20 protein-coding genes are annotated in these 25,938 nt (G+C 64.5%); 11 read left to right on the forward strand and 9 right to left on the reverse strand.

Annotated features, from left to right (window positions below):
* Positions 1-120: 120 nt before the first annotated feature.
* Both BJA_RS04550 and BJA_RS04555 read left to right on the forward strand, forming a co-directional pair.
* The gene (locus BJA_RS04550) at positions 121-1,533 is read left to right on the forward strand and encodes an MFS transporter (protein WP_011083720.1); all 1,413 of its coding nucleotides are present in this window, start codon (positions 121-123) and stop codon (positions 1,531-1,533) included.
* 129 nt (positions 1,534-1,662) lie between these two features.
* Positions 1,663-2,841 carry an extracellular catalytic domain type 1 short-chain-length polyhydroxyalkanoate depolymerase gene (locus tag BJA_RS04555; protein ID WP_038965185.1) on the forward strand — a complete coding sequence of 393 codons (1,179 nt, stop codon included), beginning with the start codon at positions 1,663-1,665 and terminating at the stop codon, positions 2,839-2,841.
* A 93-nt stretch (positions 2,842-2,934) separates the two neighbouring features.
* Here BJA_RS04555 and BJA_RS04560 read toward each other — a convergent pair whose 3' ends face one another.
* Positions 2,935-3,627, reverse strand: coding sequence for an MBL fold metallo-hydrolase (locus tag BJA_RS04560; protein ID WP_011083722.1), 693 nt, complete (start codon positions 3,625-3,627; stop codon positions 2,935-2,937).
* Between the two features lie 171 nt (positions 3,628-3,798).
* Between BJA_RS04560 and BJA_RS04565 the strand changes: the two genes are divergently transcribed.
* The gene (locus BJA_RS04565; protein ID WP_011083723.1) at positions 3,799-5,262 is read left to right on the forward strand and encodes an alpha-amylase family glycosyl hydrolase; all 1,464 of its coding nucleotides are present in this window, start codon (positions 3,799-3,801) and stop codon (positions 5,260-5,262) included.
* A 186-nt stretch (positions 5,263-5,448) separates the two neighbouring features.
* Here the strand turns inward: BJA_RS04565 and BJA_RS04570 are convergent, their stop codons facing one another.
* Positions 5,449-7,146, reverse strand: a complete 1,698-nt coding sequence (locus BJA_RS04570; RefSeq protein ID WP_011083724.1) for an alpha-amylase family protein — start codon at positions 7,144-7,146, stop codon at positions 5,449-5,451.
* Between the two features lie 260 nt (positions 7,147-7,406).
* On the opposite strand from BJA_RS04570, the gene BJA_RS04575 reads away from it, so the two are divergent.
* Positions 7,407-7,898, forward strand: a complete 492-nt coding sequence (locus BJA_RS04575; RefSeq protein ID WP_011083725.1) for an MmcB family DNA repair protein — start codon at positions 7,407-7,409, stop codon at positions 7,896-7,898.
* A gap of 114 nt (positions 7,899-8,012) precedes the next feature.
* On the opposite strand, the gene BJA_RS04580 is transcribed toward BJA_RS04575, so the two are convergent.
* The gene (locus BJA_RS04580; protein ID WP_008141807.1) at positions 8,013-8,567 is read right to left on the reverse strand and encodes an ActR/PrrA/RegA family redox response regulator transcription factor; all 555 of its coding nucleotides are present in this window, start codon (positions 8,565-8,567) and stop codon (positions 8,013-8,015) included.
* A 103-nt stretch (positions 8,568-8,670) separates the two neighbouring features.
* Positions 8,671-9,993: an ActS/PrrB/RegB family redox-sensitive histidine kinase gene (locus BJA_RS04585; RefSeq protein ID WP_011083727.1), complete on the reverse strand. Its 1,323-nt coding sequence runs from the start codon at positions 9,991-9,993 to the stop codon at positions 8,671-8,673.
* A 106-nt stretch (positions 9,994-10,099) separates the two neighbouring features.
* On the opposite strand from BJA_RS04585, the gene BJA_RS04590 reads away from it, so the two are divergent.
* From BJA_RS04590 to BJA_RS04605, 4 genes are all read left to right on the forward strand, one after another.
* Positions 10,100-10,903, forward strand: coding sequence for an ABC transporter ATP-binding protein (locus BJA_RS04590; protein ID WP_038965188.1), 804 nt, complete (start codon positions 10,100-10,102; stop codon positions 10,901-10,903).
* Positions 10,904-11,141: 238 nt separating this feature from the next.
* Positions 11,142-11,960 (forward strand): ABC transporter permease, encoded by an 819-nt coding sequence (locus BJA_RS04595; RefSeq protein ID WP_011083729.1) that lies wholly within the window; start codon positions 11,142-11,144, stop codon positions 11,958-11,960.
* A 122-nt stretch (positions 11,961-12,082) separates the two neighbouring features.
* On the forward strand, positions 12,083-13,411 hold the full coding sequence (locus tag BJA_RS04600) for a polyhydroxyalkanoate depolymerase (RefSeq protein WP_011083730.1): 1,329 nt from the start codon (positions 12,083-12,085) through the stop codon (positions 13,409-13,411).
* A 321-nt stretch (positions 13,412-13,732) separates the two neighbouring features.
* The gene (locus BJA_RS04605; RefSeq protein WP_011083731.1) at positions 13,733-14,572 is read left to right on the forward strand and encodes a M48 family metallopeptidase; all 840 of its coding nucleotides are present in this window, start codon (positions 13,733-13,735) and stop codon (positions 14,570-14,572) included.
* A gap of 294 nt (positions 14,573-14,866) precedes the next feature.
* Here the strand turns inward: BJA_RS04605 and BJA_RS04610 are convergent, their stop codons facing one another.
* Positions 14,867-17,080, reverse strand: a complete 2,214-nt coding sequence (locus tag BJA_RS04610; RefSeq protein WP_011083732.1) for a transglycosylase domain-containing protein — start codon at positions 17,078-17,080, stop codon at positions 14,867-14,869.
* A 180-nt stretch (positions 17,081-17,260) separates the two neighbouring features.
* On the opposite strand from BJA_RS04610, the gene BJA_RS04615 reads away from it, so the two are divergent.
* Positions 17,261-17,686 carry a DUF1330 domain-containing protein gene (locus BJA_RS04615; RefSeq protein WP_011083733.1) on the forward strand — a complete coding sequence of 142 codons (426 nt, stop codon included), beginning with the start codon at positions 17,261-17,263 and terminating at the stop codon, positions 17,684-17,686.
* A 162-nt stretch (positions 17,687-17,848) separates the two neighbouring features.
* On the opposite strand, the gene BJA_RS04620 is transcribed toward BJA_RS04615, so the two are convergent.
* The 3 genes from BJA_RS04620 to BJA_RS04630 form a co-directional block, all read right to left on the reverse strand.
* Positions 17,849-19,075 carry an ABC transporter substrate-binding protein gene (locus BJA_RS04620; protein ID WP_028172601.1) on the reverse strand — a complete coding sequence of 409 codons (1,227 nt, stop codon included), beginning with the start codon at positions 19,073-19,075 and terminating at the stop codon, positions 17,849-17,851.
* Between the two features lie 177 nt (positions 19,076-19,252).
* A complete protein-coding gene (locus BJA_RS04625) occupies positions 19,253-20,479 on the reverse strand; it encodes an ABC transporter substrate-binding protein (RefSeq protein WP_011083735.1) in 1,227 nt (408 codons plus the stop codon).
* A 190-nt stretch (positions 20,480-20,669) separates the two neighbouring features.
* Complete coding sequence (locus BJA_RS04630) at positions 20,670-21,026, reverse strand: DUF1304 domain-containing protein (RefSeq protein WP_182869854.1); 357 nt, start codon at positions 21,024-21,026, stop codon at positions 20,670-20,672.
* 98 nt (positions 21,027-21,124) lie between these two features.
* Here BJA_RS04630 and BJA_RS04635 point away from each other — a divergent pair, with 98 nt between their 5' ends.
* Complete coding sequence (locus BJA_RS04635; protein WP_011083737.1) at positions 21,125-21,655, forward strand: methylated-DNA--[protein]-cysteine S-methyltransferase; 531 nt, start codon at positions 21,125-21,127, stop codon at positions 21,653-21,655.
* Between the two features lie 146 nt (positions 21,656-21,801).
* Here BJA_RS04635 and BJA_RS04640 read toward each other — a convergent pair whose 3' ends face one another.
* A complete protein-coding gene (locus BJA_RS04640; RefSeq protein ID WP_038965190.1) occupies positions 21,802-24,591 on the reverse strand; it encodes a [protein-PII] uridylyltransferase in 2,790 nt (929 codons plus the stop codon).
* Between the two features lie 188 nt (positions 24,592-24,779).
* On the opposite strand from BJA_RS04640, the gene BJA_RS04645 reads away from it, so the two are divergent.
* Complete coding sequence (locus BJA_RS04645) at positions 24,780-25,880, forward strand: aliphatic sulfonate ABC transporter substrate-binding protein (RefSeq protein WP_063921374.1); 1,101 nt, start codon at positions 24,780-24,782, stop codon at positions 25,878-25,880.
* Positions 25,881-25,938: the final 58 nt, after the last annotated feature.

Below are 25,938 nucleotides of genomic sequence, written 5' to 3' on the forward strand. Positions count from 1 at the left end.
CATGCAGCAATCGGGCCAAGGCGGCAAGAAGGCGGCAAGTCCTACCTCGGAGGTAATCGCGCCGATGACGCCGATCTGCGAGCATCGCGCGCAAATAAATTCCGGAAGGGCCGCGCGCCGATGCATCAAACCGTCACAAAGCAGATCGATTCGTCGCGCCGCTGGTGGGTGCTCGGCATCGTCGTCGCCGCCCAGTTCATGTTCGGCGTCGACGCCTTCATCGTGAACGTCGCCATTCCGACCATCGCCGTCGATCTGCACGCGACGCCAGCGCAGATCGAATCCGTCATCGCGATCTATCTGATCGCCTATGCCACGCTGGTCGTCACCGGCGGCAGGCTCGGCGACATCCACGGGACCAAGAACGTATTCCTGGCCGGCGTGCTCGGCTTCACCCTGACCTCGCTGTGGTGCGGGCTGGCGCAATCAGGCGCGGAGCTGATCATCGCGCGGCTGGCGCAGGGCGCCACCGCCGCGCTGATGGTGCCGCAGGTGCTGGCGACGCTGCATCTGTTGTTCACCGACGGCCAGCGCAACCGCGCCTTTGCCGTCTACGGCATTGTGCTCGGGCTTGCGGGCGCCGCGGGCTTCCTGCTCGGCGGGCTTCTCGTCACGCTCGATCTCGCCGGCACCGGCTGGCGCTCGGTGTTCTTCGTCAACGTTCCCAGCGGCCTCGTCATCGCCGGTGCTGCCTGGCGCATCATGCCGTCGGTGCCTCGCCGGGCCGGTACGAAGCTCGACATCAAGGGCAGTGTTGTGCTGTTCGCAGGGTTGTTGTGCCTGATCGGTCCGCTGCTGTTCGGCCACGACGTCGGCTGGGCGCCGTGGCTGTGGGCGGCGATGGCGATCGGCGGGGTGATCCTCGCGCTATTCCTGAAGCTCGAGCACGCAGTCGGGCGCGCCGGCGGCATGCCGCTGATCGATCTCACGCTGCTGGCGGATGCGGCGTTCCTGCGCGGCCTCGGCGCGGCCTTCTTTTTCTTCGTCGCCAATCTCTCGTTCTATCTCGTCATGACGCTGTTCATGCAGCGCGGCCTGAAGATCCCGCCGCTCGAAGCCGGCATGGCCTTCATTCCGCTCGCGTTCGCCTTCATCGTGGCCTCGCGTCACAGCGGTGTGCGGGCGCGCCATCGCGGCACCAAGGTGTTGATCGAGGGCTGCGCGCTTCAGATCGCGGGCCTCGCCGCGCTCGCGCTTGTTGTAGTCGATCTCGATGCGCCGACGCCGATCGGGCTTGCGCTCACCATGATCATCTTCGGCTACGGTCAGGGCCTGGTGATGGCGCCGCTGTCCGGCGCGGTGCTTTCCACCGTGAAGCCCGTCGCCGCAGGCTCGGCGTCCGGCATGTACGGCACCATTGCGCAGATCGGAAATGCGGCCGGAGTGGCCGCAATCGGCGCATTGTTCTTCGCCCTCGAAGCTCTGCAATCACCGCGCGCAGGATTTCTCGTCTCGCTCGCGCTGTTTGTGACATTAATAATGATCTGCGCCGCATTTCTGGCGTGGATGCGCCGCGCATCTGCACGAAGTTGAGGCATTGCGGTTAATGCGTGCGGTTTCTCCGTGAATTTCTGGTAATTGACAGCACACACACTTTTCATTTTGCAGTGCAGCAACTATCTGGTTTGGGTGGACGTTGAACGTCGCCTGCCAGGAGTTGCCGTGTCGCTTGCCAGAAATATCGATCTCTTGAGACGCCTGCCGAAGGTGGATGGTCTGCGCTTTGCCGACTTCGGCCGCAGCGCGGATGCGCCCGGTCCATTGCAAGAGGTTGCGGACTTCGGTGACAATCCCGGCAATCTTCGCATGTTCGCGTTCGCGCCGGCGCAGTTGCAGATGCCGCGCGCGCTCGTCGTCGTGCTGCATGGCTGCGGACAGACCGCAGCGGCTTACGATCTCGGCGCGGGCTGGTCGACGCTCGCACGGCACTACGGCTTCGCGCTGCTGATGCCCGAGCAGCAGCGCGTCAACAACGGCAACACCTGCTTCAACTGGTTCAATCCGGAAGACACTGCGCGCGACAGCGGCGAGGCGCGCTCGATCCGCGAGATGATCGCGCATATGGTCAAGACGCACCGCATCGATCCCAGGCGCGTCTTCATCACCGGCCTCTCCGCCGGCGGCGGCATGACGTCCGTGATGCTCGCGACCTATCCGGAAGTCTTCGCGGCCGGCGCGGTGATCGCAGGCCTGCCCTATGGCATCGCCTCGAATTTGCGCGAGGCGCTGGACGGCATGTTCCATTCGCCGGCGCGTCCCGCGCGCGAGCTCGGCGATCTCGTGCGCAACGCTTCCGATTATCGCGGCCCCTGGCCGAAGATGTCGGTGTGGCACGGCAGTGCCGACCGCACCGTCAATCCCGGCAATGCCAACGAGATCGTCAAGCAGTGGCTCGACCTGCACGACCTGCCTGACGTGCCGATGGCCGAGACCAATGTCGACGGCTATCCGCGCCAGGCCTGGTGGAACAAGGACGGTGAGACGCTTGTCGAGTCCTACGCCATCACCGACATGGCGCACGGCACGCCGCTCGGGCTAGCCGACAACGACCAGCGCTATGGCGTCGAAGGCGCGTTCCTGATCGAGGCCGGCATCTCCTCGTCCTACCACATCGCAAAGTTCTTCGGCCTGACCGGCTGGATTCCGGACGCGGCGAAGAAGAAGGCGGAGGCAAAGCCTGGAGCGCCGAAGCCGGCGCTGACGCCAGCGCCGCATCTGGCCCGCTCGATCCGCGACGCGGTCGCCGAACCGCCGGCTGAGCCGAAGCGCGAGGACGCCCGCGGCTTCGACCTCGGCCAGATCATCACGCGCGCGCTCACCGCCGCGGGGTTGATGAAGTAGCTCAGCCCTCACGCGTCGTCCCGGATCTGCGCTTACGCTTGTCCGGGATGACAGCTCTGTTTGTGGCGACGCCGCTGCATCGCTGAATAGAGCTTACATCTCGCCGGTGATGAACGGATTGGTCATCCGCTCCTGGCCGATGCTCGAGCCGGCGCCATGGCCGCAAATGAAGCCGACATCGTCGCCGAGCGGCAACAGCTTGGTCTTGATCGAGCTGATCAGCGTGGCGTGACTGCCGCCGGGCAGGTCGGTGCGGCCGACGGAGCCTGCGAACAGGACGTCGCCGACATGGGCAAAACGTAATTCCTTGTTGAAGAACGCCACGCTGCCGGGCGAATGGCCGGGGCAGTGCAGAATGTCGAACTGCAAGCCGCCGATCGACACGGTGTCGCCCTCCTCTAACCAGCGGTTCGGTGCGAAGTTGCGCACCCCGGTCATGCCGAAGCGCGCGCCGCTCTCCACCACATTGTCGAGCAGGAACTTGTCGGCTTGATGCGGTCCCTCGATCGGCACCTTCAGCGCATCGCGCAATTCCGCGGCGCCGCCGACATGGTCGATATGGCCGTGGGTCAGCCAGATCTTCTCCACGGTGACGCCGGTCTGCTTGATCGCCTCCAAAATCTTCGGCACGTCCCCGCCGGGGTCGATCACCACGGCCTTCTTGCCGGGTTCGTCCCAGATGATGGTGCAGTTCTGCTCGAACAGCGTCACGGGGACGATGATCGCGCCGGCCTTGGCTTGCGAGGACTCTTGCGAGGATCCTTGGGTATCATTTTGCTCGGTCATGGCGCCACAATGCCGATTTTTGCCATGCCGCCAAGCAAAAGATTCGTGGCCCGGCCCCGGAACAGCCGCCTCGGCCGTCACACGGCCGTCCCAATTGGCCTGCTGGTTTGAACCGGGGCGTTGCTTCCGCGTTCTCTCGCGCGAGGCGGATTTTCGGGTGGGTTCTCCGACATGGCACAGGGCGAGGTGAATTGGTGGCGCGACGGCATCTTCTACCAGGTCTATCCGCGCTCGTTTCAGGACAGCGACGGTGACGGCGTCGGCGATCTCGCCGGCATCTTGCGGCGGCTGCCTTATGTGAAGTCGCTCGGCGTCGACGCGATCTGGCTGTCGCCGATCTTCCCCTCGCCGATGGCCGATTTCGGCTACGACATTTCCGACCATACCGGCATCGATCCGCTGTTCGGCACGATGGCGGATTTCGACGCGCTGCTCACGGCCGCGCATGAGCATGGTCTCAAGCTGATCCTCGACCTCGTGCCCAACCACACCTCGGACCAGCATCCCTGGTTTGTCGAGAGCCGGTCCTCGCGCGACAATCCCAAGCGCGACTGGTACGTCTGGCGCGATCCGGCGCCCGATGGCGGCGTGCCGAACAACTGGCTGTCCGAGTTCGGCGGCAGCGCGTGGCAGTTCGACGAGACGACGGGTCAATATTACTATCACGCCTTCCTCGCCCAGCAGCCGGACCTCAACTGGCGCAACCCGGACGTCCGCGCGGCGATCTACGACGCGATGCGGTTCTGGCTGGACAAGGGCGTCGACGGCTTTCGCGTCGACGTGATCTGGCACCTGATCAAGGACGCCGAATTCCGCGACAATCCGCTCAATCCTCACTACGTCGAGGGCCGTCCGCCGAACGAGAAGATCCTGACGCAATATTCCACCGACCAGCCGCCGTTCAACTTCGCGCTGCTCTCGACGTTCTGGAGCGCGCGCTCGATCGAGACGATCATCGACGACTACGAGAAGGCGCTGCCGAAAGGCGCCTGGCCGAACTGGGTGCTCGGCAATCACGACCGCCCGCGGGTCGCCAGCCGTGTCGGGCCCGAGCAGGCCCGCGTCGCCGCCATGCTGCTGCTGACGCTGCGCGGCACGCCGACGCTCTATTACGGCGACGAGATCGGCATGCATCAGCTCGCGATCGCGCCCGAGGACGTGCGCGATCCCTTCGAGAAGAACGTGCCCGGCATCGGCGTCGGCCGCGACGGTTGCCGCACGCCGATGCAGTGGGATTCCTCGAACTTCGCCGGCTTCTCGAACGTCAGGCCGTGGCTGCCGCTGCCTGAGGATCATATCCACGAGAATGTCGTCAATCTCGAAGCCGACACGCGCTCGATCCTCAGCCTGTACAGGCGGCTCATCGTGCTGCGAAAGAGCAGCCCGCCCCTGGTGGCCGGCAACTATCATCCGATCGCTGCGCAGGGCGATCTCCTGATCTACCGCCGCGAGGCCGAGGGCAGGGCGGTGATCGTGGCCCTCAATCTCGGCCCCGACCCGATCGCCGTCACCACCAGCGCGATCCGCTTCGGCAGCGAGATCCTGCTGTCGACGTTCCTGGATCGTGAGGGTGAGCGGCTGGAAGGGGTGCTGGATCTGCGCGGGAATGAAGGGGTGATCGTGCAGCCGCCCTAAAAAGTAGGGCGAGGCGACAGCGTCATTCTCCAACGTCGTCCTGGACAAGCGAAGCGCAGATCCAGGACCCATTACCACAGGACGCAGTGTGGCGGAGGCTGGTGGTTATCAGCTCACGCGCCAACGACCTCTTGGGGTAATGGGTCCTGGCTTTCGCCAGGACGACGGCGGAGTGTGTGGATGCACCTACCCCGGATGCTTGTTACCCGCAGTATCCCCGTCGATATCGCTCCGCTTCAAGAGATAATCCAACCCGCCGACCCGATACCAGCGATAGCCATACGGCTCCAGCACGACGCGGTGCTGGCCGCGCTTGTCGGCGTGGCTGTGGTCTTCCGCGAGCAGATTGATCAGGTGCGCGCCGGCATCATCAGGCAGCCCCGTCGAGAACGCGATCTCGCGTGGCTTCTCATCGAGATTGTGCACGAACAGCACCGAATTGTTGCGCCAGTCATAGCGCATGATGAAGACGGCCGGATCACGCGTCGCAATGACCGCGAAATCGCCCCAGCCGATCTCCGGCACCTCCTTGCGCATGCGGACGATGCGTTCGGTCCAGTTCAGCATGGAATTGGCATCGCGCCGCTGCTTGGCGACGTTGACGTGCGGAAAGCCATAAGGGCCCTTGTCGATGACGGGACAGGCCGGCTTGTCGTTCTTGGTGAAGCCGCCATGCGGCTCGGTCGACCATTGCATCGGCGTGCGCGCGCAATTGCGCTCCGGCAATGAGAGATCGTCGCCCATCCCGATCTCGTCGCCATAGCGGATCACGGGCGTTCCCGGCAGCGTGCACATCAGGCTGTAGGCAAGCTCGAGCCGCCTGCGGTCGCCGCCGAGCATCGGCGCGAGGCGGCGGCGAATGCCGCGGTCGTAGAGCTGCATGTCCTTGTCGGGGCCGAAGCTCTTGAACACGGTGTCGCGCTGCGCCGGGGTCAAGCGCCCGAGATCGAGCTCGTCGTGATTGCGCAGGAACAGGCCCCATTGCGCCGAGCCCGGCCGCGGCTTGGTCGCCTTCAGCGCCTTTGCCAGCGGTCGCGAGTCGGCCGACGCCAGCGCATAGAACAGATGCTGGTTGACGTGGAAGTTGAACATCATGTGCATGCGGTCGGCATCGCGGCCGAAATATTCCATGTCGGTTTCCGGCAGCACATTGGCTTCGGCGAGGATGATGGCGTCACCCTGGCGCCATTGCAGGAATTCGCGGAACGCGCGCAGCATGTCGTATTGCTCGACCGGCTTCTTCACCTTGGCGCCCTTGGTCGCGATCACGAAGGGCACGGCGTCCATGCGGAATCCGGAGACGCCGAGCTGGATCCAGAAGCCCATGATCTTCAAGATCTCGGCCTGCACGTGCGGGTTCGAGGTGTTGAGGTCGGGCTGAAAATCGTAGAAGCGATGAAAATACCAGGCGCCGGCGTCCTTGTCGCGCGTCCAGGTCGATTTCTGCACGCCGGGAAACACCATGCCCTTGTTGGCATTGGCGGGCTTCGTGTCGGACCAGACGTACCAGTCGCGATAGGGCGAGTTCTTGTCGCGCCGCGCGTCCTTGAACCAGCGATGCTGGTCCGAGGTGTGGTTGACGACGAGGTCGATGATGATGCGGATGCCGCGCTGCTTGCAGCCATGGGCGAATTCGACGAAGTCGCCGAGCGTGCCGTAGCGGGAATCGACGCTGTAATAGTCGGCGATGTCGTAGCCGTCGTCGCGGCCGGGCGAGGTCTGGAATGGCATCAGCCAGATCGTGGTGATGCCGAGGCCGTGCAGATAGTCGAGCCGCCGCAGCAGGCCCTTGAAGTCGCCGACGCCGTCGCCGTCGGCATCCATATAGGTGCCGACGGACAGGCAGTAGATCACGCCGTTCTTGTACCAGAGATCGTCGATCATGCGCGAGCGGCCTCACAGGTCCCGCCGGGGTGCGGCGGCTGCGTGATAAGTGCGAGGGCAGGGGGAGGTTCCTGCGCCACCGTCGTCCCGGGGCGCGCGAAGCGCGAGCCCGGGACCCATAGCCACAGGGAGTAGTTTTGCGAAGACTCGGAGTTACCTGTCCTGCGCCACAACCGCTCCCTGTGGTTATGGATTCCGGGCTCGCGCCAAGCGGCGCGCCCCGGAATGACGGGTGGAATGGAATCGGCTAAACTCGCGCCATGGACAGCAGCGCCCGCAACATCGCCCTCGTGCCGCCGCCGGACCGCCGTCAATCCGAGACGGCGCTGGCGATCGCGCGCGGCACGGCGCGGCTGCTGCGCTCGCTCGGATTTTCCTGCATCAGCGAATTGCCGCTGCCGTCGGGCCGGCGCGCCGATCTGGTGGCGCTGAACGAGCGCGGCGAGATCTGGATCGTCGAGATCAAGTCGTCGGTCGAGGATCTGCGCGCCGATCAGAAATGGCACGAATACCGCGCCCACTGCGACCGGCTGTTCTTCGCCTTCACGCAGGACCTGCCGTGCGAGATCTTTCCGCAAGGCACCGGCCTCATCATCGCCGACGCCTATGGCGCGCATCTGCATTGCGAGGCGCCCGAGCACAAGATCGCGGCCGCCACGCGCAAGCAGATGACGGTGCGTTTTGCGATGGCGGCGGCTTTGCGGATCAACCGGCTGGTCGATCCGCAGGGGCACGCGGATTTCTGGGAATGAGTCCGTAGGATGGGTAGAGCGAAGCGAAACCCATCACTTTCGGTCAGGTAAGCAAGGCGGTCAGGTAAGCAAGGAAGGTGGGTTTCGCTTCGCTCTACCCACCCTACGAAACCGTTACCGCGGCGCGCGCTTGGCCAGGATCCGCTGAAGCGTCCGGCGGTGCATGTTGAGCCGCCGCGCCGTTTCCGAGACGTTGCGGTTGCACATCTCGTAGATGCGCTGGATGTGTTCCCAGCGGACGCGGTCGGCGGACATCGGGTTGGTCGGCAGCTCGGATTTCTCTGCGCTGGTCGACAGCAGCGCGGCGACGACGTCGTCGGCATCGGCGGGCTTGGAGAGATAATCGATCGCGCCCATCTTCACCGCGGTCACCGCGGTGGCAATGTTGCCATAGCCGGTCAGCACGATCGCGCGTGCATCCGGGCGCTTCTTCTTCAGCGCCGAGACCACGTCGAGGCCGTTGCCGTCGCCGAGGCGCAAATCAACCACGGCGAATGCCGGTGCCGCCTTGCCGATCTGTGCGAGACCGTCCGAGACGGTGTCGCACGATGTCACCGCAAAGCCGCGGGTCTCCATCGCACGCGACAAGCGCTCCAGAAACGGCTTGTCGTCCTCCACGATGAGAAGCGAGCGGTCGGTCTGTTCGTTCAGTTCGGCGATGGCGTTCAAGGTTTCGTCCTCTCTCCTGCGCATCCACATATGGCGTCGCAAACGGGCGGCGCCAAGGCCGCCAATAGTCGATCAGCCGGCCTGTGCGACGCAAGGTCGCGGCCTATCCTATTGTTTCTTCAAGCGTCTCGATAGCCTCAAAACGCTGTCGCGGCCACGTTATCTGGACCACCGCGCCGTGTTCCGGAAAGATCCGGTTGGTAAACGAGACCTTGGCGCCGGTGCGTTCGAGCAGGGTGCGCGCGATGAACACGCCAAGCCCGAGGCCGCGCCGTTCGCCGCCGGCGTCATCCGGGGTGCGCCGCCGCGACAGATAGGGCTCGCCGATCCGGTTAAGGATATCGGGCGGAATGCCGGGGCCGTCGTCGGAGATCAGGAGCTCGATCGTGTCCTTGTTCCACCAGGCGTTCACCTCGACGGTGGTGTGGGCGAAATCGACTGCGTTCTCGACGATGTTGCCGACGCCGTAGAGGATCGCCGGGTTGCGCGAGCCGACCGGCTCGGCGAAGGCGGCCACCGCGATCCGCACCTTGATGTCGACGCCGAAATCGCGGTGCGGGGCCACCACCTCCTCGATCAGCTCCGACAGCTTCATGCGGTCGAACGGCGCGCCGGTGGAGGAGAGCTGGGTGATCTTGCTAAGGATGTCGCGGCAACGCTGGGTCTGCTCGCGCAGGGTTTTCAAATCGGCGGCAAAGATCGGGTCCTTCACCGTCTTTTCCAGCTCGCGCGAGATCAGGAAGATCGTCGCGAGCGGCGTGCCGAGCTCGTGCGCGGCCGCGGCGGCGAGGCCGTCGAGCTGGGTCAGATGCTGCTCGCGCGTCAGCACCAGCTCGGTCGCGGCGAGCGCATCCGCGAGCTTGCGCGCCTCCTCGGTGACCTGGAACGAGTAGAGGCTGGTGACGCCGATCGCGAGCACGATCGAGAGCCAGACGCCGACGAGATAGATCGGCGGCAGCACCAGCGGATCGTCGGAATCCCAGGGCAGCGGCAGGTGGAAGAAGAACAGGACCGAGGCGCAGGCGACCGCCAGCACGCCAAGCCCGAAGGTGAAGCGGGCCGGCAGCGCGGTTGCCGAGATCAGCACCGGTGCGAGGAACAGGAACGAGAACGGGTTCTGGAGCCCGCCGGTGAAGAACAACAGGCCGGCCAGCTCCACGATGTTCAGCGCAAGCAGTCCGGCCGCCTGCATCGGCTCCAGCCGCTGCAGCGGATTGGACACGGTCTGGAGCGCCAGATTGAGCGAGGCCGACAGGGCGATGATGCTGACGCAGGGGACGATCTCGACGTTGAACTCCAGCCCCTGCGCCACGATGAAGATCGCGGCGAGCTGGCCGAGCACCGCGAGCCAGCGCAGCCGCAGGATGGTGTCCAGGCGGATATGCCGCTGCGCGGGGCGAAAGTCGGAAGCGGCAATTTCGGTCATGTCGGCCAATGTGGCGGTGCCTTCTGGTCACGAACGCGCGGCTGGTGGAACCACCCGGATTACAAGCCTTGCGCTGTCAGCTGCAATAGCAGAAGAACGGCTCAGCATGACCGGGAACGACAAAGCTTCAAGTCCGCCGACTGTCGCGGAGCGCAGCTCCTCTGCGGCAATTGCGGTCGATCACCTCGTCAAGGTCTACAAGCAGACCCGCGCCGTCGACGATATCTCCTTTTCGCTGCCGCGCGGCAGCATCACCGGGCTCCTGGGCGGCAACGGCGCCGGCAAGACCACGACCATCGCGATGATCATGGGCCTGGTGCTGCCGACCTCCGGCCGCGTGCAGGTGCTCGGGCATAAGATGCCCGAGGAGAGCGCTTCCGTGCTGGGGCGGATGAATTTCGAAAGCCCCTATGTCGACATGCCGATGCGGCTCACGGTGCGGCAGAACCTCACCATCTTCGGCAAGCTCTATGCGGTGAAGAATCTCGCGGGCCGCATCGCCAGGCTCGCCGACGATCTCGACCTCACCGAATTCATCGACCGTGCCAACGGCAAGCTCTCCGCCGGCCAGAAGACCCGCGTCGCGCTGGCGAAAGCGCTGATCAACCAGCCCGAGCTGCTGCTCCTGGACGAGCCGACCGCCTCGCTCGACCCTGACACCGCCGATTGGGTGCGAGGCCATCTGGAGCGCTATCGCAAGGAGAACAACGCCACCATCCTCTTGGCCTCGCACAACATGCTCGAGGTCGAGCGTCTGTGCGACCGCGTCATCATCATGAAGCGCGGCCGCATCGAGGACGACGACACGCCGGAGGCCATCATGGCCCGCTACAACCGCACCACGCTGGAGGAGGTGTTCCTGGACGTTGCGCGCGGCCGGGTGAACGGAGCTCAGGAGGCGGCACGATGAGGGAGTCCCGATCTTTCGGTCCTAGCCCGGATGGATTCCGTCATCCCGGGGCGCGACATAGTCGCGAGCCCGGGATCCATAACCACAGGATTGAATTTGGCGAAGACTCGGGGTTACCGGCCTCGCCCCACAATCGCCGCCTGTGGTTATGGATTCTCAGATGCGCAATTGCGCATCATAGCTCGCGCTCCGCGCGCCCCGGAATGACGAAGCTTCATCCGGGCTGCACGGTGCCGCGATGACTGACATCACCCTCCATCGCGGCATCTCCATGCAGCGCATCGGCGCGATGATCCTGCGCTACTGGTACCTGTTGATGTCGTCCTGGCCGCGGCTGCTCGAGCTGCTCTACTGGCCGGCGCTCCAGGTCATCACCTGGGGCTTCCTGCAGCTCTACATCGCGCAAAACGCCAATTTCTTCGCGCGCGCCGGCGGCACGCTGATCGGCGCCGTCATCCTCTGGGACATCCTGTTCCGCGGCCAGCTCGGCTTCTCCATCTCCTTCCTGGAGGAGATGTGGGCGCGCAACCTCGGCAACCTCATGATGAGCCCCCTGAAGCCGATCGAGTTTCTGCTGTCGCTGATGATCATGAGCCTGATCCGGCTCGCGATCGGCGTGATCCCGATGACGCTGCTCGCGCTGTTTTTGTTTCACTTCAACGTCTACGCCCTCGGCCTGCCGCTGATCGCGTTCTTCTGCAATCTGATCTTCACCAGCTGGTCGGTCGGCATCTTCGTCTCGGGACTCGTGCTGCGAAACGGTCTCGGCGCCGAGAGCATCGTCTGGACCCTGATGTTCGCGATCATGCCGCTCGCCTGCATCTACTATCCGGTCAGCGTGCTGCCGGTCTGGCTGCAAGCTGTCGCCTGGACGCTGCCGCCGACCTACGTTTTCGAGGGGATGCGGGCGCTCTTGATCGAGAACACCTTCCGCACCGACCTGATGCTGGAGGCGCTGGCCATCAATTTAGGGCTGCTGATTGCATCTTTTTGGGCATTCCTTGCCCTTTTGCGCAGCGCCAGGAAGAACGGCTCGCTGCTGTCCAGCGGCGAATAGTTTCACTTTCCCGTGGATTCAGGCTGATTTAACCGTCTCCGCCACGTAGATGTACGGGGACGGTGCATTGACGCAATATTACGCATTCGGCAGTATGCTGCGATGCGAAGAGGGATATAGCGATGCCTATTGGTGAGTTTGGCGGCGCGCCGCCCCTGGCTGCAGAAGGCAGTCCGGTCCTGACGACGCCGATGTACTGGATGTACGAGATGGCCCACGCCTCTCTCAATCCGGCACGTGCGGTCACCGACGCGACCAAGTTCCTGTTTCAGAATCCCCTCAATCCCTGGGCGCGCACCGAGGTCGGCAAGTCGGTCGCCGCGGCCTGCGAATTGTTCGAGCGCACCACGCGCCGCTACGGCAAGCCGGAATGGGGCCTCAACGACACCGAGGTCAACGGCATCCGCGTCCCCGTCGAGATCCGTTCGGTCTGGGAAAAGCCGTTCTGCCGGCTGCTCTACTTCGATCGCAAGTTCACCCGTCCGCTGCGCAGCCCGCAGCCGCGCGTGCTGATCGTGGCCCCGATGTCCGGCCACTATGCGACGCTGCTGCGCGGCACGGTCGAGGCGTTGCTGCCCGCGCATGATGTCTACATCACCGACTGGGCCGATGCCCGCATGGTGCCCCTCAGCGACGGCCGCTTCGATCTCGACGACTACATCGACTACATCATCGAGATGTTGCACGTCCTCGGCGGCAACACCCATGTCATGGCGGTGTGCCAGCCCTCGGTGCCCGTCGTCGCCGCCGTTTCGATCATGGAAGCGCAGCGCGATCCGTTCGTGCCGACCTCGATGACCCTGATGGGCGGCCCGATCGACACCCGCCGCAATCCGACCGCGGTGAACAACCTCGCCCAGGAGCGCGGCATCGACTGGTTCCGCAACCACGTCATCACCAAGGTGCCGTTCCCGCATCCGGGCATGATGCGCGACGTCTATCCGGGATTTTTGCAGCTCAACGGCTTCATCAGCATGAATCTCGACCGGCACATGGATGCCCACAAGCAGCTTTTCGCCCATCTGGTGAAGGGCGACGGCGATCTCGTCGACAAGCATCGTGAGTTCTATGACGAATATCTCGCGGTGATGGACCTCTCCGCCGAGTATTACCTGCAGACCGTCGACACCGTGTTCGTGAAGCACGCGCTGCCGAAGGGCGAGATGACCCATCGTGGAACCCGCGTCGATCTCTCCAAGGTCAAGCGTGTGGCGTTGATGACGGTCGAAGGCGAGAACGACGATATCTCCGGTCTCGGTCAGACCGAAGCAACGCACACACTGTGCCGCTCGATCCCCGATCATCGCCGCGTTCATTACGTCCAGAAGGGCGTCGGCCATTACGGCGTGTTCAACGGCTCGCGTTTCAAGTCGGAAATCGTGCCGAGGATTCACGACTTCATGGTCTCCGCTGCGAATCCGAGCTCGTTGCAGGCTCTCGCGGCCGAATAGAGCGTTTTCGAGCGAAGCGGGACCGGTCCGCGCAAAGAAAACGCGTCAGAAGTGGAATCGAGAGCCATCTCCGTTCGATCACATCGGAGCGGACATCGCTCTCGACGCGTTTTTCGGCTTTCCCGTCGAAAATTCGGGTGCTGCCGGAGGTTCCGGCAGGGCTTGGTTCCCTCCAGATTCGCGGTATTTAGGTAGCTTTATAGGAGTGAGTCAGCCCTCACCCCTTGGGGGTGTCGCATGCGTCCGGAGGGGGCGAAAAAAGCGGGTTCCAACCCCAGTCTGTAGGGTCTCCCGGACGCCAGACCCCTGTATATTGGGCAAATGATTTGTTTTTGCGCCGAGCGCTTTCCCTGGCGGCGGTTATGGCAGAATCCGGGCGAACTCCTGCTCCCCGGACTGACAGACATGGCCACTCGCGCACTCCTCTATCGGCGGCCCCACGAGCCAAAGACCCTCGTCATCACCCATGGATCGCAGTTTTTTGCGATTCGGCTGCGCCGGCACAGGCGTGCGCGCCGCTACACGCTCAGAATTCATCCGAGCGATCGCGAAGCCATCCTCACCATGCCGCCGCGCGGCACGCTCGCCGAAGCAAAAGACTTCGCGCAGCGTCACGGTGCATGGATTGCGGCACGTCTCGGGCGTTTGCCGAAGGCCGCGCCGTTCCAGCCTGGCACAGTGATACCGCTTCGCGGTGTTCCCCATCGTATCGTTCATCGCGCCGGTGCGCGCGGCACGGTGTGGACCGAAGTGCGCGACAGCGGTGAACGCATTCTCTGCGTCGCCGGCGGCGTCGAGCATGCTGACCGCCGCGTCCATGACTTCCTCAAGCGCGAGGCGCGCCACGATCTTCAGCGTTCGGCCGAAGCCTATGCCGCCGAGCTTGGTGTCAGGGTCAAGCGGCTGTCGATCCGCGACCAATCCAGCCGCTGGGGCTCCTGCACCTCGGCCGGCTCGCTGTCGTTCTCCTGGCGCCTGATCCTCGCGCCGCCCTTCGTGCTCGACTATCTCGCCGCCCACGAGGTCGCCCATCTCGTCGAGATGAACCACTCGGCGCGGTTCTGGCGCGTGTGCGGCAAGGTCTGCCCCTCGATGGAGCGCGCCAAGAAGTGGCTCGACACGTGCGGGAACGACCTGCACCGGTACGGGGTCGAGGATTAGCGTCGGCTGCTAACCAAATTGGAGCTGTCATCGCCCGCGAAAGCGGGCGATCTAGTATTCCGAGGCGGTTGTTATTGAATCGAGAGGCCGCAGCGTACTGGATTGCCCGCTTTCGCGGGCAATGACGGCGGAGAGTGGGGCGACGTCAGCGCCTTGCGCTACGGCTTTTGATTTGCCCGACGTATCAATGACCTCGCACAATCCACCCAGCATCACGCCGCCAATCACCGGCTACTGTGCATGGGGTTGTTTTCGCAGTTTTTGTTTTGAGGTCATGGAGACCTCAAGCCGAACCTATCGATTGCCGCCAAACAGCCGGTCCATCAGCCAGCCATCCAGCCCCGCCGCCGCTTCCGGCCGCGCATTGGCGCGCGTCGGTGGCGGGCGATAGCCGCCATTGCTCGCCGGCGCCGGTCCGGGCGCGGCCGCCGTCGGCGGCGACACCTGCGATGCCGCCTGCGCGAGGTTCGACAGGCCCCAGCTCGCTTGCGAGTTCGGCAAGTTCGCGACCGGCACGCCCTCGTGCGCGGTGCGCATGAAGCGCGACCAGACTTCGACCGGCAGGCCGCCGCCGGTGGCCTTCTTGGTCGGCGCGTTGTCGTCATTGCCGAGCCAGACGCCGGTGACGAGGTTGGCGGTGTAGCCGATGAACCAGGCGTCACGGTAATCCTGGCTGGTGCCGGTCTTGCCGGCCGCCGGCCAGCCGGGGATCTCGGCCTTCTTGGCGGTGCCTGATATCAGCGTTTCCCGCATCATTGAATTCATCATGCCGACATAGCGCGGGTCGATCACCTGGTTGCGCTCGTCGGGCTGGCGCATGTAGAGCAGCTTGCCACTGAGCGTCCTGATCCGCGTGACGACATGCGGCGTCACCGCGAAGCCGCCATTGGCGAAGGGCGCATAGGCGCCGACCAGCTCGACGACCGAGACTTCGGAGGTGCCGAGCGCGATCGAGGCATTGGGCTCGAGCTTCGAGGAGATGCCGAGCCGGTGCGCGGTGCGCACCACGTTCTTCGGCCCGACCTCGAGGCCGAGGCGGATCGCGACCGTGTTGAGCGACATCGCCAGCGCCTGGGTCAGCGTCACCGCGCCGAAATATTCATGGGTGTAGTTCTCAGGTCTCCAGCCCTTGACCTCGATCGGCGCGTCCTGGCGCACGGTATCGGGCGTCAGGCCCTGCTCGAGCGCGGTCAGGTACACGAACGGCTTGAACGAGGAGCCCGGCTGGCGCTTGGCGGTCACCGCGCGGTTGTACTGGCTCTCGGAATAGTTCCGCCCGCCGACCATGGCGCGCACGGCGCCGTCGGGCGTCATCGCCACCAGCGCGCCCTGGCTGACATTGAACTTCACGCTCTTGGCCGCGAGTTCGTCGATGATGGCGGCTTCCGCCACGCCCTGCAGCTTCGGATCGATCGTGGTCTCGACCTTGATGCTCTCGTCGATCTGGCCGACGAGGTCGTCCAGCACCTCGCCGATCCAGTCGGCGACGTAATTGACCGTGCCGGCGCCGACCGGCTTCACGTTGTAGGAGGGATGGCCGATCGAGGCCTGCGCCTGCGCTTCGGTGATGAACCTTGCATCCGCCATCGCCGTGAGCACGATTTGCGCGCGCGCTTCCGCGCCTTCCGGGTTGCGGTTCGGCGCAAGCCGCGAGGGCGATTTGACGAGGCCGGCCAGCATCGCGGCTTCCGCGATGGTCACGTTCTTCGCCGACTTGCCGAAATAGCGCTGCGCGGCGGCCTCGACGCCGTAGGCGCCGGAGCCGAAATAGACGCGGTTGAGATAGAGCTCCAGGATCTCGTCCTTGGAATGCTTGCGCTCCAGCCAGATCGCGAGCTCCGCCTCCTGCAGCTTGCGCTGCATGGTGCGCTCCTGGGTCAGGAACAGGTTCTTCGCGAGCTGCTGCGTCAGCGTCGATCCGCCCTGCGACACGCCGCGATGGAGCACGTTGGTGACGAGGGCGCGCAGGATGCCGACGGGATCGATGCCGAAATGCGAATAGAAGCGGCGGTCCTCGATGGCGATGAAGGCCTTGGGCAGGTATGGCGGCAGATCCTTCAGCGCGACATTGGCGCCGGCCATCTCGCCGCGCTGCGCCAGCATGCTGCCGTCCATGCCGACGATCTGGATCGTCGGCGGACGCTTGGGAATCTCCAGCGACTGGATCGGCGGCAGATGGGCCCCGACATAGATCACGACGCCGACCACGGCGATGGCGCCCCACAGGCCCACCACCGCGCCCCAGTAGACCAGGCGGCCAAGGCTGGCGCCGATACGCGACTTCGACCGGCGCTTGGCGCCGCTGCGGCCGGCCGGTGGCTTCCGCTCGCGCGGCGGCTCGTCGCCGGAATCCTCAGCTTTGCGCTTGGCGGATGATTTCGCTGACTTCTTCGGTTTGTCCTCGCCGCCCGGGACGCGGTCGGCCGCGGTCAGGCGCAGGTCGGCGAGCGCCGCGGGCAAGCCGAACAGCGGCTCCTTCCGCCCACCCTTTTTCTTTCCCCACGCCATACGCAAAACGCCCGGTCAGCCCGCCCCGCCGCACGCTAGCGGTCGCTGTTTAAGGCCCGGTTACCCAGGCGTTAACGCGCGATTAGGAGGTGCGGCATTCGTCCGCCGCAGTTCCGCTGATCGGACGGCGAAGCTAGGATCGCCGCCACAAAACAAGAGGGAACACACGAGGGAGTACCTATGGGCCACATCGATCCGACCAAGGAGATTTTCGCGCAGTTCCGGGACAACGATCGCCCGGGCCCGATCCACATGCTCAATCTGGTGCGGCTGCGCAAAGACGCCGTCTACCCGGACGGCCGCAAGGCGAGCGGCGCGGAGGCCTACGCGGCCTATGGCCGCGAGAGCGGCCCGGTGTTCGAACGCCTCGGCGGGCGCATCGTCTGGCAGGGCAGGTTCGAGCTGATGCTGATCGGCCCGCAGGAGGAACGCTGGGACCATTGCTTCATCGCCGAATACCCAAGCGTCGCCGCCTTCGTCGAGATGATCCGCGATCCCGTCTATCGCGAGGCGGTGAAGCACCGCCAGGCCGCCGTGGAGGATTCGCGGCTGATCCGGCACGCGGTGCTGCCGGTGGGGAAGAATTTTGGCGAGGTGCCGACTTGAGAGCCGCGGAGCGACACTCTCTCTGCCGTCACGGCCGGGCTTGACCCAGCCATCCACGCCTTCTTGTTCAGTCATTCCGGGGCGGCTCGAAGAGCCGAACCCGGAATCTCGAGATTCCGGGTTCGATGCTGTCGCATCGCCCCGGAATGACAGCGGAGGAAACTAACCCGCCGGCCCCGCATCCTCCAGGATCGGGCCGAACAACTCCCAGCGCTCGCCGTTGAACTTCATCATCTGAAGCTGCTTGTTGACGCGGTAGTCGGTCGGCGAGGTGTTGGCCTTGATGCCCGGCAGCGCGATGTCGCCGGTCACGTCCTTCAGCGACGCCGCCTGCTTCATGACGTTCTCGCGCGTCAGGTTGTCGCCGCACTGCTGGAGCACATGGGCCAGAAGCTGCGCGGTGCCGTAGCCGTAGGTGTTGAAGTTCGAGTCCTTGTCGCCGTCCGGGTAGTATTTCGCCATGAAGTCGAGATACCGCTTCATGCCGGCATCGTCCTTCCAGGTCGGATCGAGCGGGTCCTTGCCGTAGTTGACGCTGATGACGCCCTTGGCGGCATCGAGCCCTGCCGGCTTCATCACCGCGCCGACCGAGGTCGCGTTGATGTCGACGATCTGCACCGGATGCCAGCCGAGCTCGGCGATCTTCTTGATCGCCTGCGCCGCCTGCTTCGGCGTGGTCGCGCTGAAGAACAAATCGGCGCCGGCATCCTTGATCTTGAGGATCTGCGAATCGACGGTCGGGTCGGACACCTCGTAGGACGCCTCCGTCACGATCATCTTGGCAGCCTTGTCGCCGAGGCCGGCCTTGATGCCGTTCAGATAGTCCTTGCCGAGGTCGTCGTTCTGATAGAGCACGCCGATCTTGGCGTTCGGATGCTCCTTCAGGATGTATTGGCCATAGATGCGGCCTTCGACGAAATAGTTCGGATTGTAGCCCATGGTCCACGGGAAGTTCTTGGGGTCCGTGAACTTCGAGGCGCCGGTGGCCGCGAACAGCTGCGGCACTTTCTTGGAGTTGAGATATTTCTGCACGGCCGCGTTCGACGGCGTGCCGATGATCTGGAAGGTGAGCAGCACCTCGTCGCTCTCGACGAGCTTGCGGACCTGCTCCACCGCTTTCGGCGGCGAATAGGCATCGTCGTATTGAATCAGATTGATCTTGCGGCCGTTGATGCCGCCCTGGTCGTTGATCATCTTGAAGTAAGCGGCCTGGGTCTTGCCGATCGACGCATAGGCCGACGCTGGCCCCGAGAACGGCACGGTCTGGCCGACCTTGATCTCGGTGTCGCTGGCGCCCGGATCATATTTTTTCTGGGCATTGGCCGCAGAGACCGACAGCGCCAGGGTCAGTGCCGTTGCCGTGGCCAGATGCAGCATTCCATTCCTCATTCGCAATTTCCTCAGCTTGTTATTGCCGATGATCTGCCGGACGCACTGTTGCGCGCCCGGCGCCATCGCTGCCGGGGAGTGTGGAGGAGGCGTTGCTGCAACGCAAGGCGGGGATGTGCCCGCAGTTCGTAGGGTGGGCTGCGGTTCGCCAACCCACCCTGTGACGTCTCCGAGTCGCTAGCCCGACGGACCGTTGTCCTCGATGATCGGTCCGAACAGCTCCCAGCGCTCGCCGTTGAACTTCATCATCTGCATCTGCTTGTTGACGCGGTAGTCGTTCGGCCCGGTGTTGATCTTGATGCCGGGCAGCGCGAAGCTCGGGGTGAAGTCCTTGATGTTGGCGACCTGCTTCATGACGTTCTCGCGCGTGAGGTCGTCGCCGCATTGCTTCAGGACCTGCACCAGCAGCTCGGCCACCGAATAGGCATAGGTGTTGACGGTGTTGAGCTTGTCGCCTTCCGGGAAGTACTTGTCCATGAAGGCGAAGAAGGCCTTCACGCCCGGATCGTCCTTCCACTGCGGATCGCTGGGTTCCTTGCCATACTGGGTCGAGATGATGCCCTTGGAGATCTCGAGGCCGGCCGGCTTCAGCGTCGCCGAGATCGGGCTCGCATTGATGTCGAGGATGTGCACCGGCGTCCAGCCGAGGTCGGCGAGCTTCTTGATGGCCTGCGCGGCGAATTTCGGCGTCGAGGCATCATAGAACAGGTCGACGCCCATCGACTTCAGCTTGACCACCTGCGAATCCACGGTCGGATCGGTGACCTCGTAGGACACCTCGCCGACGATCATGCTGGCGGCCTTGTCGCCGAGGCCGCTCTTGAGTCCCGCGAGGTAGTCGCGGCCCATGTCGTCGTTCTGGTAGAGCACGCCGATCTTGGCGTTCGGATGCTCCTTGAGGATGTACTTGGCGTAGATGCGCCCCTCGGACACGTAGTTCGGATTGTAGGCAATGGTCCAGGGATAGTTCTGCGGATCGTTGAAACGCGCCGCGCCGGTCGAGGCCAGCAGCTGCGGCACCTTCTTGCCGTTGAGATATTTCTGCACGGCGGCGTTGGCCGCGGTGCCGATGAGCTGGAAGGTGAAGAGCACCTCGTCGCCTTCGACCAGCTTGCGGACCTGCTCGACGGTCTTCGGCGGCGAATAGGCGTCGTCATACTGGATCAGGTTGATCTTGCGGCCGTTGATGCCGCCCTGGTCGTTGATCATCTTGAAGTAGGCGGCCTGGGTCTTGCCAATATTGGCATAGACGGAGTAGGCGCCGGAGAACGGCACGGTCTGGCCGATCTTGATCTCGGTGTCGCTCGCACCGGTGTCATATTTCTTCTGTGCGATGGCTTGGCTGGCGGAGAACGCGAAGGCGAGCGCCGCCGTGGCAGCCATGAAGACTCTGCGATTGCTCATGTTGGGTTGTTCCTCCTGACGGAATTTTCGGCCGATGGTCTTTTCCGTTGGTTGCAACGGTCGCCATCGCTGCCGAAGAGTGTGGAGGAACGTTCGCCGCCGCGCAAGGATCGCGGCACTGCGCCGTAGCGTCTCAGGCCAAGGATCTTAAGGCCAAAGATCCTGGGCCAAGGATCTTAGGCCAGCGGTCCTAGGCCAGGAACAATGCCACCAGCGCGATCGCCGCCGGCAGTGCCTGCACGAGCAGGATGCGCGTGCTGACGGTCGCCGCGCCATAGGCGCCGGCCACGATCACGCAAAGCAGGAAGAACGCCTTGATCTGGAATGCAAAGGCCGGGTTGCCGTGAAGCAGGCCCCAGATCAGGCCGGCGGCAAGGAAGCCGTTATAGAGGCCCTGATTGGCAGCCATCACCTTCGTGATCGCGGCCTTTTCCGACGTATTGCGAAAGACCTTCAAGCCCTGCGGCTTGTCCCAGAGAAACATCTCCAGGATCAGGAAGTAGGCGTGCAGTGCGGCGACCAGCGCCACCAGGATATTCGCGATCAGACTCAAGTTGAGCTCCCCCAAAGCGTCAGCTTTCGGGTGGACGGTAGCACGCCCGGCATGGCAAGTGCGATCCCATGATTTGAAGTGATGGAGTCGCAATGGCCGCTCGATCAACCAGCCTGCCGGAACGCTTCGGCCTCGATCGTCTGGCGACGCCGATCGGAACCGCCCTGCTCGTCACCGATGCCGAGGGCGCCTTGCGTGCGCTCGACTGGGACGACTACGAGCACCGCATGCGCGAGCTGCTGCGCCTGCACTACGGCGCGGTGGATCTGAGCCAGCGCTCCGCGCCGGCAGCGATCAAGGCCGCGCTGTCGGATTACTTCGCAGGTAACCTCGGAAGGCTATCAGCGATCGCATGGCGCATCGCCGGCACACCGTTCCAGCAAAAGGTCTGGACCGCGCTTGCGCAAATCCCCGCCGGCACCACGATGAGCTACGGCGCGCTGGCCGCAAGGATCGACATGCCCAGGTCCATTCGCGCCGTCGGCCATGCCAACGGCTCCAACCCGATCAGCGTGGTGCTGCCCTGTCACCGCCTGATCGGCGCCGACGGCTCGCTGGTGAAATACGGCGGCGGGCTCGAGCGTAAGCGCTGGCTGCTGCGGCACGAGGGAGTGGAGGTCTAGGTTCTCACTCCCGTGGTCATTCCGGGGCGCGCGTAGCGCGAACCCGGAATCCATTTATCCGCGTCACCAGTGGCTCGATGGATTCCGGGCTCGCCGCTGCGCGGCGCCCCGGAATGACGAGGGGAGAGAGGTGCGCGCGACCGCCGTCACGCCGCGGGCTGAACCGCCTTGTCGCCGGCCATCACGTGGGTCAGCGCGCTCTTGATCGCGGACTGGCGGGTCGGCGCGTTGATCTGCGCGCCGAGCAGGTCGGTGACGTAGAACACGTCGCGCGCGCGCTCGCCAAAGGTCGCGACGTGGGCGGAGGCGATGTTCAGATTGAGCTTCGAGATCGCGGTGGTGAGCTCGTAGAGCAGGCCGGGCCGGTCGAGGCCGGATACCTCGATCACGGTGTAGCGGTCGGACCACTGGTTGTTGATGGTCACTTCAGGCTCGATCACGAAGGGCCGTGCCTTGCTGCGCACCGTGCGCCGCGCCACCACCTCGGGCAGGCGCAGCTTGCCTTCCAGCACGTCCTCGATCATCTCGCCGATACGGGTGGCGCGCCTTCCCTCGTCCTCGTCGCGGTCGTATTCCCGGGAGATCGAGATCGTGTCGAGCGCGCGGCCGTCGGTCGTGGTGTAGATCTGGGCGTCGACGATGTTGGCGCCGGCGGAGGCGCAGGCGCCCGCGATGATCGACAGCAGCCAGGGATGGTCGGCCGCGAAGATAGTCAGCTCGGTGACGCCGCGCACCTCGTCGAAGCCGACATTGATCGCGAGCTTGTGGCCGGCCTGCTCGCTGGAGCGGACGAAGCGCGCGTGGCGGATCTTGCGCGGCAGCTCGACCTTGAGCCAGTAGGCCGGGTAGTGCCGGGCGATATAGGCGTCGAGCTCGTCCGCCGGCCATTCGGCGAAGGCGTTGCGGAATTCGGCGTATGCGGCCGTGAGGCGCTTGCCGCGGTCGACTTCCGAGAAGCCGCCGGTCAGCACCGGTTCTGTCTCGTAGTACAGTGAACGCAGCAGCTGCGCCTTCCAGCCGTTCCACACGCCGGGACCGACGCCGCGGATGTCGGCGGTAGTGAGGATCGTCAGCAGCTTCATCTGCTCGACCGACTGCACCACGGCAGCGAAATTCTCGATCGTCTTGCGGTCCGACAGGTCGCGCGACTGCGCGACCGTGGACATGGTCAGATGCTCCTCGATCAGCCAGGCCACGAGCTCGGTGTCGGCCGGGCTGAAGCCGAGCCGCGGGCAGAGCCGCCGCGCCACCTTGGCGCCGGCGATGGAGTGATCCTCCGGCCGGCCCTTGGCGACGTCGTGCAGGAGCGTCGCGATGTAGATCACCGAGCGATGCTCGGGCCGGATCTTGCGCATCAGGTCGCTGGCTACGGCGAATTCCTCGATGCCGCCGCGCTCGATGTCCTGGAGGAAGCCGACGCAGCGGATCAGATGCTCGTCGACGGTGTAGTGATGATACATGTTGAACTGCATCATCGAGACGATCTTGCCGAAGGCCCGGATGAAGTGGCCGAGCACGCCGGTCTCGTTCATCCGACGCAGCACGATCTCCGCGTTGTCGGAGGTGAGGATCTCCATGAACAGCCGATTGGCTTCGGGGTTCTCGCGAAGCTGGGCGTTGATCAGGCCGAGCGAGCGCGTCACGTCGCGCATCGCATCCGGGTGGAAGGCGAGGTTGTGCTTCTGCGCCAGGCGGAAGATGCGGATCAGGTTGACCGGATCGTGCTTGAAGACGTCGGGCGCGGCGACGTTGATGCGGTTGTTGTCGACGATGAAGTCGTCGCTGTCAGGCACGCGCCGCTTCGCGGGGGTCGGGCGCAGCCGCGCCATCATCCGGCTCAGGACCGGCGCGGGCTTGGCCTGCTGGTCCTCGAGCTTGGCGCAGAGGATGGCGGTGAGGTTGCCGACTTCCTTGGCGACCAGGAAGTAGTGCTTCATGAACCGCTCGACGTCCTGCATGCCGGGATGCGAGGTGTAGCCGAGCCGGACCGCGATCTCGCGCTGGAGATCGAAGGACAGGCGCTCTTCGGCGCGGCCGGAGTAGAAGTGCAGGTTGCAGCGCACCGACCACAGGAAATCGGCGCAGCGGCGGAACGTGCGGTATTCCTGCGCGTCGAACACGCCGCGCTCGACCAGCTCGTCGGTGTCGCGGACGCGGTAGACGTATTTGGCGATCCAGAACAGCGTGTGCAGGTCGCGCAAGGCGCCCTTGCCGTCCTTGACGTTGGGTTCGACCAGGTAGCGCGACTGGCCGCCGCGCCGGTGCCGCTCCTCGCGCTCGGCGAGTTTTGCGGTGACGAATTCGGACGCGGTGCCCTGCACCACTTCCTTGTCGAAGCGTTCGACCAGCTCGTCATAGAGCGGCTGGTCGCCGGTCAGGAAGCGCGTCTCCAGGATTGCGGTGCGGATCGTCATGTCGCCGCGCGCCTGCCGGATCGACTCGTCGACCGAGCGCGTGGCGTGCCCGACCTTCAGCCCCATGTCCCAGAGGCAATAGAGGATCGCCTCGGCGACCTGCTCGCCCCAGGCGGTCTGCTTGTAGGGCAGGATGAAGAGCAGATCGATGTCCGATTCCGGCGCCATCAGGCCGCGGCCATAGCCGCCGGTCGCGACCACCGCCATGCGCTCGGCGCCGCTCGGGATCGGCGAGCGGTAGAGATGGCGGGTCGCCGCCGAATAGAGGATGCGGATGATCTCGTCCTGCACATGGCACAGCCGCTCGGCGCAGCGACGGCCATGGCGGTCCTTCAGCAGGATCGCCTGTGCGGCGGCGCGCGCCGCGATCAGCTCGGCCTTGAGCAATTGCGCCATGGCCGTGCGGAACGCGTCCTCGCGTCCCTGGTGCTTTTCGGCAAGCGCATCGACCGCGGCGGTGATCCGCGCGGTGTCGAAGCGATCGTCCACCTCTTGCTTGTGCTCTGTCGTGACGCTGTCCATGTCACACCGGATATAAGAGGTGACAGGCGCTGTCACCCGCCATTCGCTGGCAATAGTCGTTCCATGCTTGAAAAGCCCGGCATCGGGCAAAGTTGTTCTCGGGCGACCCGCTTTCAAGGGAGGGATTTTCTCGTTGACCTCTAGGTATAACTCATTGAAAAACAATGAAGTTTTTGAGGAGGGCGGGCATGACCAAGGTGACACGACGCATTCTGCTGGTGGGCGCGATGGCGCTCGCCATGACCCCCGCGGCGCGGGCGGCCGATCCGCTCAAGGAAATCCGCATCGACTGGGCGACCTACAATCCGGTGTCGCTGGTGCTGAAGCAGAAGGGGCTGCTGGAGAAGGAGTTCGCCAAGGACGGCATCACCATCACCTGGGTGCAATCGGCCGGCTCCAACAAGGCGCTCGAATTCCTCAATGCCGGCTCGATCGATTTCGGCTCGACCGCGGGCTCGGCGGCGCTGGTGGAGAAGGAGTTCGCCAAGGACGGCATCACCATCACCTGGGTGCAATCGGCCGGCTCCAACAAGGCGCTCGAATTCCTCAATGCCGGCTCGATCGATTTCGGCTCGACCGCGGGCTCGGCGGCGCTGGTGGCGAAGATCAACGGCAACCCGATCAAGTCGATCTATGTCTATTCGCGTCCCGAATGGACCGCGCTGGTGACGGGCAAGGAGTCCAGGATCGCAAGCGTTGCGGATCTCAAGGGCAAGCGCGTCGCGGTGACGCGCGGCACCGATCCGCACATCTTCCTGGTGCGCGCGCTGCTTGGCGCCGGCCTCACCGAGAAGGACATCACGCCGGTGCTGCTCCAGCACGCCGACGGCAAGACCGCGCTGATCCGCGGCGATGTCGATGCCTGGGCCGGGCTCGATCCGATGATGGCGCAGGCCGAAGTGGAGGAGGGCGCCAAGCTGTTCTATCGCAAGGCGGACGCTAACACCTGGGGCATCCTCAATGTGCGCGAGCAGTTCCTGAAGGACTATCCGGACGTGGCCCGCCGCGTGCTCGCCACTTACGAAGAGGCGCGCAAATATTCGCTGGCGAACTATGACGAACTGAAGAAGACCTTCATCGCCGTGACGAAGCTTCCCGAGGCCGTCGTCGACAAGCAGCTCAAGGAGCGCACCGAGCTGACCCACAGCCGCATCGGCTCGCCCCAGCGCGAGTCGATCCTCGCCGCCGGCCTGGCGTTGCAGCAGGCGGGCGTCGTCGACGCCAAGGTTGACGTGAAGGCGACGCTGGATGCGCTGATCGACGACCAGATTCCGCTGCCGACGAATTAGTCGGCAGGAAGAGGCAGCCGCGCGTGCATCAAGCTCCGCCGTCGTCCCGGCCTAGTTG

Origin of the sequence: Bradyrhizobium diazoefficiens USDA 110 (genome assembly GCF_000011365.1) — a bacterium.
GTDB classification, from domain to species: domain Bacteria; phylum Pseudomonadota; class Alphaproteobacteria; order Rhizobiales; family Xanthobacteraceae; genus Bradyrhizobium; species Bradyrhizobium diazoefficiens.